The sequence below is a fragment of the Pseudomonas sp. BAV 4579 genome (assembly GCF_009765395.1).
Lineage (GTDB): Bacteria > Pseudomonadota > Gammaproteobacteria > Pseudomonadales > Pseudomonadaceae > Chryseomonas > Chryseomonas aestiva.
The window spans coordinates 1-12,467 of record NZ_WHOV01000108.1 but is presented as its reverse complement, the minus strand read 5'-3'; the positions used below and the strand labels follow the sequence as shown (position 1 = coordinate 12,467).

12 protein-coding genes are annotated in these 12,467 nt (G+C 68.4%); 7 read left to right on the top strand and 5 right to left on the bottom strand.

What is annotated here, in order from left to right; all coding sequences use genetic code 11:
- Window positions 1-34: 34 nt before the first annotated feature.
- Window positions 35-940, top strand: a complete 906-nt coding sequence (locus GSQ95_RS19445; RefSeq protein WP_158895283.1) for a DMT family transporter — start codon at window positions 35-37, stop codon at window positions 938-940.
- Between the two features lie 75 nt (window positions 941-1,015).
- Here the strand turns inward: GSQ95_RS19445 and GSQ95_RS26195 are convergent, their stop codons facing one another.
- Both GSQ95_RS26195 and GSQ95_RS19440 read right to left on the bottom strand, forming a co-directional pair.
- Complete coding sequence (locus tag GSQ95_RS26195) at window positions 1,016-1,171, bottom strand: hypothetical protein (RefSeq protein WP_007162553.1); 156 nt, start codon at window positions 1,169-1,171, stop codon at window positions 1,016-1,018.
- A gap of 154 nt (window positions 1,172-1,325) precedes the next feature.
- Complete coding sequence (locus GSQ95_RS19440; RefSeq protein WP_178118457.1) at window positions 1,326-2,369, bottom strand: GlxA family transcriptional regulator; 1,044 nt, start codon at window positions 2,367-2,369, stop codon at window positions 1,326-1,328.
- Between the two features lie 218 nt (window positions 2,370-2,587).
- Here GSQ95_RS19440 and GSQ95_RS19435 point away from each other — a divergent pair, with 218 nt between their 5' ends.
- The 4 genes from GSQ95_RS19435 to GSQ95_RS19420 all read left to right on the top strand — a co-directional run bounded on the left by GSQ95_RS19435 (window position 2,588) and on the right by GSQ95_RS19420 (window position 6,948).
- The gene (locus GSQ95_RS19435; RefSeq protein WP_158895287.1) at window positions 2,588-4,042 is read left to right on the top strand and encodes an amino acid permease; all 1,455 of its coding nucleotides are present in this window, start codon (window positions 2,588-2,590) and stop codon (window positions 4,040-4,042) included.
- An 86-nt stretch (window positions 4,043-4,128) separates the two neighbouring features.
- Window positions 4,129-5,007: a GntR family transcriptional regulator gene (locus GSQ95_RS19430; protein ID WP_158895289.1), complete on the top strand. Its 879-nt coding sequence runs from the start codon at window positions 4,129-4,131 to the stop codon at window positions 5,005-5,007.
- A 221-nt stretch (window positions 5,008-5,228) separates the two neighbouring features.
- Entirely contained in the window at window positions 5,229-6,236 is a 1,008-nt protein-coding gene (gene yejK, locus GSQ95_RS19425; RefSeq protein WP_158895291.1) for a nucleoid-associated protein YejK, read from the top strand.
- Between the two features lie 274 nt (window positions 6,237-6,510).
- Window positions 6,511-6,948: a hypothetical protein gene (locus GSQ95_RS19420; RefSeq protein ID WP_133862900.1), complete on the top strand. Its 438-nt coding sequence runs from the start codon at window positions 6,511-6,513 to the stop codon at window positions 6,946-6,948.
- A gap of 117 nt (window positions 6,949-7,065) precedes the next feature.
- Here the strand turns inward: GSQ95_RS19420 and GSQ95_RS19415 are convergent, their stop codons facing one another.
- Together GSQ95_RS19415 and GSQ95_RS19410 are read right to left on the bottom strand one after the other, a co-directional pair.
- Window positions 7,066-7,938, bottom strand: coding sequence for a hypothetical protein (locus GSQ95_RS19415; RefSeq protein ID WP_158895293.1), 873 nt, complete (start codon window positions 7,936-7,938; stop codon window positions 7,066-7,068).
- 155 nt (window positions 7,939-8,093) lie between these two features.
- Complete coding sequence (locus tag GSQ95_RS19410; protein ID WP_158895295.1) at window positions 8,094-8,609, bottom strand: dihydrofolate reductase; 516 nt, start codon at window positions 8,607-8,609, stop codon at window positions 8,094-8,096.
- Between the two features lie 81 nt (window positions 8,610-8,690).
- Here GSQ95_RS19410 and GSQ95_RS19405 point away from each other — a divergent pair, with 81 nt between their 5' ends.
- Window positions 8,691-10,079: a DUF2868 domain-containing protein gene (locus GSQ95_RS19405; RefSeq protein ID WP_158895297.1), complete on the top strand. Its 1,389-nt coding sequence runs from the start codon at window positions 8,691-8,693 to the stop codon at window positions 10,077-10,079.
- Window positions 10,076-11,452, top strand: coding sequence for a GTPase/DUF3482 domain-containing protein (locus GSQ95_RS19400; RefSeq protein ID WP_158895299.1), 1,377 nt, complete (start codon window positions 10,076-10,078; stop codon window positions 11,450-11,452). The genes GSQ95_RS19405 and GSQ95_RS19400 overlap by 4 nt, the downstream gene beginning before the upstream one ends.
- On the opposite strand, the gene GSQ95_RS19395 is transcribed toward GSQ95_RS19400, so the two are convergent.
- Window positions 11,449-12,342: a proline iminopeptidase-family hydrolase gene (locus GSQ95_RS19395; protein ID WP_158895301.1), complete on the bottom strand. Its 894-nt coding sequence runs from the start codon at window positions 12,340-12,342 to the stop codon at window positions 11,449-11,451. The genes GSQ95_RS19400 and GSQ95_RS19395 overlap by 4 nt on opposite strands.
- Window positions 12,343-12,467 lie beyond the last annotated feature (125 nt).

The following is a 12,467-nucleotide window of genomic DNA, read 5'->3' as shown; positions in this document are numbered from 1 at the left end:
AGGCTCAAGGCATCCCGTCATCTGGAGCCCGGCCATGCCTGCCATCCTGTCTTCCCCGCTGCTGCGCCAGCTCGCCCTGGTGCTGTGCTGGAGCGCCGGTTTCGTCGGTTACCGCTACGCCGCGGACCAGGCCCCTACCCTGCTGGTGACCTTCTGGCGCCTGCTGCTGGCCGCCCTGCTGCTGCTGCCCTTCGCCTGGGCCGAGGTGCGGCGATTGCCGTTGAAGATCATCGGCCAGCAGGCGGGCATCGGCGTGCTGGCCTTCGCCGGAGCGGCAGGGCCGGCGGCCAAGGCCATCGAACTGGGCGTCTCACCCGGGCTGGCGGCGCTGCTGTCGGATCTGTCGCCGCTGCTGGTGGCCCTGGGCTGCTGCCTGCTGCCGGGCCAGCGTACCAACGGGCGCCAGTGGCTCGGCCTGGGACTGGGCCTGACGGGCGTCCTGCTGGCCACCGGCGCGGGATTGGGAATGGGCGTGGCCCCCGGCTGGGCCTACGCCCTGCCGCTGGGCAGCGCCCTGGCCCTGGCGCTGGCGACCCTGGTGCAGAGTCGCCTGCCGCCGAGTCGACTGGCATTGCGGACGCAACTGTTCATCCAGCTGGCGGCCAGCAGTCTGGTGATGCTGGGGGTGGCCGGGGTGGAAGGTCCGCTGACCCCACCGCTGACCCTCGGCTTCGCCCTGGCGGTGCTCTGGCTGCTGATCCCGACCCTGCTCGGCTTCGGTCTCTACTGGCTGTGCCTGCGCCGGGGCAGCCCCCAGGCGGTAAGTGGCGCGCTCTACCTAAGTCCGCCGGTGGCGCTGCTGTGGGCCTGGGCCTGCTTCGACGAACCCCTGGCGCCGGGCATGCTGCTCGGTCTGCTGTTCGCCCTGGCGGGCTTGCTGTGCCTGAATGCGGCGGAGCGGACCCGGCAACCAGAGCCGGCGCTGGCGCCGGGCAGCTGACTCTGGCGGGAAGGTGCGATGCCGACGGCCGTCTGCATCGGCGAAGGCCTCGCGTACTGCGAGGCTGGCAGAGGGTCAAGCCTTGTCGTCGGCCTGCTCGTCGTGGTCCTTGAGCGCGGGTTTCTTGCCCGGTTGCGGCGCGTGCTCGGCATCGGGTGCGATGTCTTCGCCCTGATGCTTCTTTTCCTGCTGCACTTTCTTGTCGTGGGCGACGTTACGTGGGTCAGTCATGGGACATCCTCGCTCGGTAGATCATCAGATTACCCGTCGCCGCGTCACGCCAGCCGTGTCGCGCCGGGATAAGGCTTCGAGCGGGACGGCAGGCAGCCGTTCCTGTGCGCCGACGAAACGCTCTGGGGCGCGCCCTCTGCCTTTACCCCGAGGCTCAGTACTTCAACCGCCGCTCCTTGGACGGCGGATAGCCGAAGTAGGCCGAGTATCTCTTGCTGAAGTGGGTGACCGAGGTGAAGCCGCAGGCCACCGCCACCTCCAGCACCGACAGGGTGGAATGCTGCAGCAGGCGGCGGCCCTCGGTGATGCGCAATTCCAGGTAATAACGCATGGGCGCGGTATCAAGCTGCTCGCGAAACAGCCGCTCGACCTGGCGCCGCGAGCGGCCGGCGTAGTCGCACAGCTGCTCGATGGTGAGGGGCTCCTCGATGTTGGCTTCCATCAGGGTCACCACCTCGCGCAGCGGCGGGGTCATCTGCACCTTGAGCGTCGGATTGACCTGACGAAAGCGCGACTCCTCGAAGGCCAGGATGTTGACCAGGCCATCGGCCAGGGCGCTGCCGCACTGGGCGCCGATCCATTCGAGGAAGAGGTGGAAGGCGCCGCTGGGACTGGCCGCGGTGAGGCGATCGCGATCCAGCACATGGCTTTCCGCCGAGGTCTTGCAACCGCGCACCCGTTCGCTGAAGGCGCTGCGCTGCTCGGGATGGATGGCGCAGCGATAGCCGTCCAGCATCCCGGCCTGACCCAGTTGCCAGGCGCCGTTCCACAGGCCGCAGAGGGTCACCTGCTGCTTGGCCGCGCGCAGCAGCAGCGCCTTGAGCCGTGGGTCCAGCTCCAGCGGCGTCCGCAGGCCACCACAGACCACCAGCAGATCGAAGCGGGCGCTCTCCGCGGCGCGGTAGTCGCCGTCCGGAAGGATGACGATGCCGAGGTCACTGAGCACCTCGGCGCCGGTCGGGCTGTAGGTCCGGGTGGCGAAGGTCCCGGCGGCCAGCAGGTTGGCGGTGACCAGGGTATCCAGCGCCTGGGTGAAGGATGGCAGGGAAAAGTGGTCGAGCAGGATGAAGCCGACCAGCCGGGAAAACTCCGGCCGCGGCCGCGTCGACTGCAACTGCAGGTAGTTCTTGCCCTGGATACCGCTGCCAAAGGTTCTCGAATCGATCACGCTGCGCTGCCTTCTCCGACCTTGGGCCATGCTAGCCGAAGCTCGGCCCGGCATTGATCGGACTGCGACAGCCGCGCACCGACGACCGCCATCCCACCTGGCGCCCTTGGCCTGCTAAGCTTCGCGGCTTTTTTGGCGCTGCCCGCGCCGACAGCCGCGGGCGTTCCGCACACCACCCTTCATTCGACGACCGCGACTGGCCGCCAGAGCCAGCGCCGGCCCCTGTTAAACTGCCAGCTGGAATCCCCATGTCCACCGCCTCTCCGAGTCTGCAGCGCCGGCTCAAGCCCCGCCACCTCAACATGATCGCCATCGGCGGCTCCATCGGCACCGGCTTGTTCGTCGCCTCCGGCGCCACCGTGGCCACCGCCGGCCCGGGCGGCGCCCTGGCGGCCTATGCGCTGATCGGCCTGATGGTCTACTTCCTCATGACCAGCCTCGGCGAGATGGCCGCCTACCAGCCGGTGTCGGGTTCCTTCTCCATCTATGGCAGTCGCTTCGTCGAGGACGGCTTCGGCTTCGCCCTCGGCTGGAACTACTGGTACAACTGGGCGGTGACCATCGCCGCCGAGCTGGTGGCGGCCCAGCTGGTGATGGGCTTCTGGTTTCCCGGGGTGCCCGGGCTGATCTGGAGCGCACTGTTCCTCGCGCTGATGTTCCTGCTCAATGCGGTGTCCGTGCGCGGCTTCGGCGAGAGCGAATTCTGGTTCGCGCTGATCAAGGTGGCCACCGTGGTGGTCTTCATCGGCCTGGGCCTGGCCGCCATCCTCGGCATCTTCAGCGGCATCGAGCCGCCGGGCCTGTCCGTGTTCACCCAGGGCGAGGCGCCCTTCGTCGGCGGCCTGCAGGCCATGGTCGGGGTGGCCATGATCGCCGGCTTTTCCTTTCAGGGCACCGAGCTGATCGGCATCGCCGCCGGTGAATCGGAGAATCCGCGCAAGAACGTGCCCATCGCCATCCGCCAGGTGTTCTGGCGCATCCTGATGTTCTATGTGCTGGCGATCTTCGTCATCGGCATGCTGATCCCCTATACCGATCCGCGCCTGCTGCAGAACGATGCCACCGACGTCTCCGTCTCGCCGTTCACCCTGCTGTTCGAGCGCGCCGGCCTGGCCTTCGCCGCCAGCCTGATGAACGCGGTGATCCTCTCGGCGGTGCTTTCCGCCGGCACCTCGGGCATGTACGCCTCGACGCGGATGCTGCACAGCCTGGCCGAACAGGGCAAGGCGCCGCGGCTGTTCGCCCGCGTCTCGCGCAATGGCGTGCCGCGCAACGCCCTGCTGGCCACCACCGCGGTGGGCGCCCTGTGCTTCTTCACCTCCCTGGTGGGCGACAAGGCGCTCTATGGCTGGCTGCTCAACACCTCGGGCATGTGCGGCTTCATCGCCTGGCTGGGCATCGCCGTGTCCCACTATCGCTTCCGCCAGGGCTACCTGGCCCAGGGTCGCCGCCTGGAAGACCTGCCCTACCGTGCCAAGCTGTTTCCCTTCGGGCCGCTGCTGGCCTTCGCCCTCTGCCTGGTGATCACCCTGGGGCAGAACTATGCCGCCCTGTTCGGGCCGCACGGCGTCGACTGGCTGGGCCTGGCCGCCACCTACATCAGCCTGCCGCTGTTTCTCGTCGTCTGGCTGGGCTATCGCTGCAAGCACGGCAGCCGGCTGGTTAAGCTCAAGGACATGGACGTCAGTCCGAGCGGCGACTGAGCGCTCGCCTGCGGGACCCGCCGGCTGCGCCCGGCGGGTCCCGTGCTAGCATTCCGGATCTTTCCGATCGACTCGCCAGCGCTGCCATGGGCACCACCCTCGCCTCCCAACTGATTCCCGACATCCTCACCTACATCGCCTCGCACCAGCTGGCGGTCGGCACCCGGCTGCCCGAGCGCGCCCTGGCCGAGCGGCTGCGGGTGTCGCGCTCGCCGGTGCGCAGCGCCCTGCAGCAGATGGCCGACCAGAGCCTGCTGGCGCGGCATCCCGAAGGCGGCTTCGCCGTGGCCGCCGCGGCCCTGGACGCCACGCCCCAGGCGCGCGAAGAGGTGTCCGCCAGCGAGCGTCTGTACCTGACCATCGCCCGCGACCGGATCGAGGGCGAATTGCCGCTCAAGGTCACGGAAAACGAGCTGATCCGCCGCTACCAGGTCACCCGTGGGCAACTGGCCGACATCCTCAGGCGCATCGTCCAGGAAGGCTGGGCCGAGCGCCTGCCGGGCTACGGCTGGAGCTTCGTCGAAGGTCTCACCTCGCCCGACGCCTATGCCCAGAGCTATGCCTTCCGCCTGCTGATCGAGCCGGCCGGCATCCGCGACGCCGGCTTCAGCCTGGATGCCGGGGAATTGCGGCGCTGCCGCGACGAGCAGGCGCTGCTGGCCGCGGGCCGGGTGTTCGAGGCCTCGCCCGCGGAGATCTTCGACGCCAACACCCGCCTGCACGAGACCATCGCCCGCTGCTCGGGCAATGCCTTCATCCTCGATGCACTGCGCCGGCTCAATCGCCTGCGCCGCCTGATCGAATACCAGAAGTCGGTGGATCGCGAGCAGGCCCAGCGCCGCTGCCAGGAGCACCTGGAGCTGATCGATCTGCTGCTGGAGGATCGCCGTGAAGAAGCCGCGGTCTTCATGACCCGCCACCTGGGCAACGCGCTGCAGGAAAAGGAGACCACGGCGGCGCGCTGAGCCCGCGGCGCCCAGGGCCTGCCCGCCAGGGCGCGGGAGCGTTAGACTGGCGGACTTTCTCAGAGCCTATCCAACGTCTACTGCGCGTCGGCCAAACGGCGTTGAAAATGGCTTCGGAATGCTCATTTACTACCTGTAAACTCCGCTTCCTCAGCCATTTTCGCCTTGTTTGTCTCTAGCTCGTGAGACGTTGAACAGGCTCTCAGCTAACCGAGTCCGCCATGCCGATCCGTCACGCCATCGTCCATCTGATCGACAAGAAGCCCGACGGCCAGCCCGCGACCCTGCACGCGCGGGATGCCGAACTGGCCGACTCCCAGGCCATCGAGAATCTGCTGGCCGATCTCAACGACAGCTACAACGCCAAGCCCAACAAGGCCTGGGGCCTGTTCCACGAGGAATCCGGCGCCTATCCCTTGAGCGGCTGGCTGCATGCCTACCTGGAGGGCGAGCAGGACTTCGTCGCCTTCAGTCGCCAGGCGGTGGAGCACCTCAAGGGGCTGATGGAGAGCAGCAACCTTTCCACCGGCGGCCATGTGCTGTTCGCCCAGTACCAGCAGGGCATGACCGACTACCTGAGCATCGCCCTGCTGCACCACAGCGAGGGGGTGACCGTCACCGAGAGTCTGGAAGTGGCTCCCGCCAAGCACCTGGACCTGGGCCAGTTGCATCTGGCCGCGCGGATCAACCTCTCGGAGTGGCGCAACAACAAGCAGTCGCGCCAGTACATCTCCTTCATTCGCGGCAAGGGCGGCAAGAAGGTCTCGGATTACTTCCGCGACTTCATCGGCTGCCAGGAAGGCGTCGACGCCAAGGGCGAGACCCGCACCCTGCTCAAGGCCTTCAGCGACTACGTGGAGAGCGAGGACCTGCCGGAAGAGGCCGCCAAGGAAAAGACCGACACCCTGGTGGACTACGCCAGCAGCCAGGCCAAGCGCGGCGAGCCCATGGCCCTGGACGCCCTCTCCGAGTTGATGGATGACCAGGCACCGCGTGCCTTCTACGACTACATCCGCAACAAGGATTACGGCCTGGCCCCGGAGATCCCGGCGGACAAGCGCACCCTCAATCAATTCCGCCGCTTCACCGGCCGTGCCGAGGGGCTGTCGATCAGCTTCGAGGCGCGCCTGCTGGGCTCGCGCATCGAATACGACGAAGGCCAGGACCTGCTGATCATTCGCGAGGTGCCGACCCAGCTGAAAGACCAGCTCAAGCGGCGCAATGACTAGGCTTCGTCCGAAAAGTCGCCGCGCGAAGGTCAGGCAAGGCGAACATTGGTGAGGAAGCGGAATTTACGAGCAGTAAATGAGCGTTCGGCACGGATCTCAACGCAGCCTGGTCTAGCGTAGGCATTTTTCACCCTGGCCCAGGTGACCGCCGGGCCGCTGGACACCTTGGGTTGCAAACGCGATCACCGATCGGGCGCCCCCGGCTGGACAGCGGCCGGCCAAAGGGGGCACAAGATGTCCCTTCTTTTCCTTATCTGCCGAAAAAGTCGAAACCATGAGCCAGTACCCCTTCGAACGCCGCATCGTCATCACCCTGCAATCGAACAACGAACTGACGCTCGACGCCGCCCTCGACCAGGCCGTGTCGCGCATCAAGCAGGGTGAGATCCACGGTGGTGACGAAGGCCTGGCCACCGCCTACAGCTTCCATGTGGACACCGTCGCCGAAGGCCCCTCCGGTCCGGTGGACCTGGGCGAGTACCTGGGCCGTCCGGCGACCAAGGCCGAGCAGAGCGTGGTGGACGCCGGCGTGGTCCCGCGCTTCCGCCTGGGCCAGACGGTGGCCGTGCAGGTCGGCAATGGCGAACCCAAGCCCAGCAGCATCCAGGAAGTGCGCCTCTTTCCCCAGGTGGAAGGCCCTTGCTGGCTGTACCTGGTGGAAGAGCGCGTCCACCGCGACTACCTGCCGGCGAAGAAGCTGCGGGCGATCTGAGAGCATCTTGGCGTTGGGCTTCGCTGCGCTCAGCGCCAACCTACCGACCGCGTAGGTTGGGCTGAGACGGCTTCATCGTCGAAGCCCTACAAGCAGGTCCTGGCCCAACAGCGCCACTCAACCAAAGGCGGCGATCTGGCGATAGAGCGACAGCGAAGGCGCCGCCGTCGTGCCGGTCATCTGGGTGAGGATGCTGCCATCCAGCGCGGTGCTCGCTTCGGCGTCCTGCCCGTCCGCCGGTTGCGTCGTCCACTGGGGTGCGCCGTCCGCCCCGGTGGTGACGCCAAAGGTCGGCGCCGACAACGCGGCCGTTTCCTGAGCCGCCGCAGTCGCCACCCCGCCAGCGCTCAGGCCATCGATGAGCTGGGTGTTCAACTGACCCGACTGCCAGCCCGGCGCGCCCGGATTCAGGGTCCCGAGGATGCCGGCATCCTCGGTGGCGGCAGGTGCCCAGTTCCAGGCGGCGGCGCCCTGAACCTGCGGGGAGAGCCCGGAAAAGGCCACGTTGGCGCCATCGGTGCCGCGCTGCGCGCCTTCGAAATAGGCCAGCTGACGCTCAGCCGAAGTGAAGGTGCCGGAATCGTCGCTGGCGATCCGGGTCAGGCTGTCGCTGTCCAGATTGGCGAAGGGATCCTGGGTGGAGGCGTCGGCATAGCGGCTGTCGTCATGGTAATAGCTCACCAGCAGGTGATTGGCCGCCTGCTTGGCCAATTGCACACGGTCGGCACTGGCATCCTGGGGCAGTTCGCCGAGCACGGCGGCATCGGTGCCCTGGCTGCGGATCTGCTGCTGGAGGATCTGCATGAAGCCATCGAGATCGCTGTTACCGTTCGACTGGCCCGGCAGCAATCCGGCTATGAGCTGGGCGGCGGGCGACAGATCCACCGCCACATCGGTGCCGGCTGGGATTCCCTCCGCGCCGGTGGAGTCACTGGCGGATGCGCCCTGACTGGCGGTAACGCTCGGATTGGCAGGCTGAGTTCCTGCCATTGCCGTCGAAGTCTGGCTGTCGATCGCCCTCATGGTCGTGCCCTACGGCCGCCCAGGCAGCCTGCCTCAGCGTCTTTATGCCATACCCGTCTTAGGTTTTACTTAAGATCGCAACAACGACCGGAGCCAGCCGGGAAGGCTGCAGACAACCGCCCCTAGGCCCGACGCTCCCAGACCTCGCAGGCATAGGCCGGACGGTCGTCCTCGGCCGCATGTTCCTGGCGCGAGACAAGCTCCCACTCCGCCGCGTGCCAATCGGGAAAGAACACATCCCCGGCCGGCGCCAGGGCGACCCGGGTCAGGTAGAGCCGCTGGGCCACCGGCAGGGCGTCGGCGAACAGCTGGGCGCCGCCGATCAGCATGATCTCGCTGGCCTCGCGTTCCCGCGCCCAGGCCTCGGCCCGCGCCACGGCAGCGGCCAGCGAGGTCCGCACCTCGGCACCTTCGGCCACCAGATCAGTCTGACGGGAGACCACCAGATTCAGCCGGCCCGGCAACGGGCGGCCCAGGGAATCCCAGGTCTTGCGACCCATGACCAGCGGCTTGCCGAGGGTCACGGCCTTGAAATATTTGAGTTCCGCCGGCAGGTGCCAGGGGAGACGATTGTCGATGCCGATGACGCCGTTGTCGGCCACGGCGACGATCAGGCTCAGGGGAAGAGAGGTTTTCATGGTGACAGAGCATAACAGAGGCGTTAACAGCCAGGGCGCCAGGGACTATGCTCGGCGTCTTTGCCGCAAGGGCGCCGCCGCGTGACCGCACTCCCCTCTCCCGCCTTCGAGGATCTCTGGCTCACCGAAGCCCTGCGCCTGACCGAGGAAGACAGCGGCCCGCTGGAAAACGCCGAGGCCAATCGCCAGGCGCGTGCGGCCGGTGGCCCCTTCGAGTCGCGGCTGGTGACGCGCGCCCACCTGCTCGGCCAGCGTGACGGCCTGCTGGCGGCGCAGCGCCGCTGGCGCCAGGGTGCGCTGCTGGCCGCCTGGCTGCTGGGCATCGTCGCGCTGTTCTGCGGCGCGGGGCTGGCCGCCGGAGCCCTGGGTGACGGCAGCCGCCCGGTCAATGTGTTCTGGGCGCTGGGCAGTCTGCTCGGGCTCAACCTGCTCAGCCTGCTGGTCTGGACCCTCGGCCTGCTGGGCGGCGGCCGCCAGCTGGCCTCGCCGCTGGCGCGCCTCTGGCTGTGGCTCTCCGGTCGCCTGGCGCGCGATGCCCGCGCCCTGCACCTGGGGCCCGCGCTGGTCGGGCTGCTCGGCCGCGCCCGTCTGCTGCCCTGGGCGTTGGGCGGGCTGGTGCACGGTCTCTGGCTGCTGATCCTCGGCAGCGCCCTGGCCACCCTGCTGGCGCTGCTCTCCGGGCGCAGCTATCTGTTCGTCTGGGAGACCACCCTGCTTGGCAGCGACACCTTCGTGCTGCTGACCCAGGTGCTCGGCGCCCTGCCCCAGCTGCTGGGTTTTCCGCTGCCCGATCCGGCCAGCATCGCCGCCAGTGGCGATGCCGCCAGCCCCCTGGCCACGGCACGTCAGGCCTGGGCCGGCTGGCTGCTGGGCGTGGTACTGGTCTATGGCCTGCTGCCACGGCTGCTGCTGACCCTGCTCTGCCTGTGGCGCTGGCGCCGCGGTCGCCAACGGCTGCGGCTGGACGTCGAGCGCCCGGGCTATCTGCAATTGCGCGAACGCCTGCTGCCCACCAGCGAACGCCTGGGCGTGAACGACGCCGCCCCCGCCCACCTGCCCCCGCAGGACGCCGGCGGTCTCGCCCGCACCGGCGACGAGGCGCTGCTGGTGGGCATCGAAGTCACCGACCATACCTGGCCGCCGCCGCTGCCCGAGGGCGTGCGCGATGCCGGCATCCTCGACGATGGCCAGGGCCGGCGCCATCTGCTCGAACAGCTGACCCGCTATCCGGCGCGCCGCCTGCTGATCGCCTGCGATCCGCGCCGGTCCCCGGATCGCGGTACCCTGACCCTGTTGGCAGAATTGTCGCGCTGCGCCACGACGACCCGCGTCTGGCTGCTGCCCGCGCCCCTGGGCAGCAAGCTCGATCCGGTCCGCCTGGACAACTGGCGGCAGGCGCTGGACGCCCTGCGTCTGGCACACTGCGCCGGCGATCTCGAAGAACTAGCCTGGCTGGAGACGAATCCATGAGCGGCCCCCTGCGCCTGGCGCTGGTCGGTCACACCAATGTCGGCAAGACCTCACTGCTGCGCACCCTGACCCGCGACGTCGACTTCGGCGAGGTCTCCCATCGTCCCAGCACCACCCGCCATGTCGAGGGTGCCCGATTGTCGGTGGACGGCGAAGCCCTGCTGGAGCTCTACGATACCCCCGGCCTGGAAGACGCCATCGCCCTGCGCGACTACCTGGAGCAACTGGAAAGACCCGGCGAACGCCTGGACGCCGCCACCCTGCTCGATCGCTTTCTCGACAGCGTGGAAGCCCGCCAGAGATTCGAGCAGGAGGCCAAGGTGATCCGCCAGCTGCGCGCCTCCGATGCCGGGCTCTATGTGATCGACGCCCGCGAACCGGTGCTGGCCAAGTACCGCGACGAACTGGCGGTGCTGGCCGGATGCGGGCGGCCGCTGGTGCCGGTGCTCAATTTCGTCGCCGCCGACGGTCACCGCGCCGACGACTGGCGCGCCATCCTGGCCCGTCTCGGCCTGCACGCCCTGGTGCGCTTCGACAGTGTCGCCCCGCCGGCAGATGGCGAGGCGCGTCTCTACGAAAGCCTGGCGACCCTGCTGGAAAGCGGCCGCCCGGCGCTGCAACGGCTGATCGCCGACCATGCCGAGCAGGCCCGCCGGCGCCATCAGCAAGGCGTGCGGCTTATCGCCGAATTGCTGGTGGACGCCGCCGCCGCCCGGCGCAGCGTGGCGCCGGGCGAAGCCGAGGTCAGCACCGCGACCGCCGACTTGCGCGACGCCCTGCGCACCCGTGAGCAACGCTGTGTGGAAGAACTCTTGCAGCTGTTCGGCTTTCGCCCGGGCGATGCCCATGCCAGCGACCTGCCGCTGCTGGACGGCCGCTGGGGCGATGACCTGTTCAATCCGGAAACCCTGCGCCTGCTGGGCATCCGCCTGGGCGGCGGGGTGGCGGCCGGCGCGGCGGCCGGGGTCGGCCTCGACCTGCTCGCCGGTGGCCTGACCCTGGGCGCCGCCACGGTGCTGGGCGCCCTGGCCGGTGGCCTGGCGCAGACCGGCGGCCACTATGGCCGGCGGGTGTTCGGCAAGCTGCGCGGCGGGCGGGAACTGTCCATCGACGATGCCGTGCTGCGCCTGCTGGCGCTGCGGCAGCGTCAGCTGCTGGCGGCGCTGGAAATCCGCGGCCACGCCGCCCAGGGTGCCATCGAGGTGGCCGCGCCTGACGAGCAGCGCTGGCGCGAAGGCAAGCTGCCCGCCGCCGTGCAGGTGGCCCGGGCCCACCCGGAATGGTCGGCGCTCAATCCGCGTCCGCGCCTGCAGGCCGACGACCGCCAGACCCGCATCGACGAGATCGCCGCGGCCCTCGACGCCGAGGCCTAGCGGCCTTCCACCTTGGCGAGAAAGATCGCCACCGTGGCCATGCAGGCCTCGCGTTCTTCCACGTGGGGCATGTGGCTGGAATGCTCGAAGATGCGCCAGCGCACGTCCGGGATGAGTCGATCAAAGGGTTCCACGCAGGCCGGCGTGGCCTCGTCGTGACGCCCGGAGATCAGTAGCGTCGGCACCTGGATCCGCGCCAGCCGCTCGATCACGCTCCAGTCCCGCAGACTGCCGATCACATGGAACTCGGTGGGGCCGTTCATGGCGTGATAGACGGTGGGATCGGCGTCGATGGCGGCGAAGGTCCGCGCCACCTCGGCCGGCAGCGGCTGCACCCGGCAGACATGACGGTCATAGAAGACCTGGCTGGCGGCGCGGTACTCCGGTGAGTCGGTGGTACCGGCGGCCTCGTGGCGCTCCAGGGTAGCCTGCACCGCGGGCGGCAATTCGGCCCGCAGCCCCGTCGCAGCCGCGCGCCAGAGCGCCATAGACGCCGGCGAATTGGCGATGATCAGTCCCCGCAGTCCTGCCGGCTGACGCACCCCGTGCTCGGCAGCCAGCATTCCGCCCCAGGATTGGCCGAGCAGCGCGTACTGGCGGATACCCAGGTGGCGCAGCAGGTTGTTCAGCTCGTCGAGAAACAGCTCCACCGTCCAGAACCCCGGATCGATGCCGCGCAGGTGGGTGGAACGGCCATTGCCCAGCTGGTCGTAATGCACCACCGGCCAGCCATGCTCGGCCAGGTCCTTGAAGCTGTCGACATAGTCATGGGTGCAACCGGGACCGCCGTGGGCCACCACCAGCGGTAATCGCCCGCTGGCCAGCTCACCGGTGACCCGGTACCAGGTCTGGTGGCCGTGGAAATCGGCGTAGCCTTCTTGAACCTGCATGGATGCCTTCCTCGTCGCGATGGGAACGGGGTCAGGCTAGCGGGCGGGTGGCAGGGCGATAACTGGGAAAAGTTGTAGGTTTGGAGGGTGGCTGATTCACGTAACTAGCGGATTCTCTACGCTGG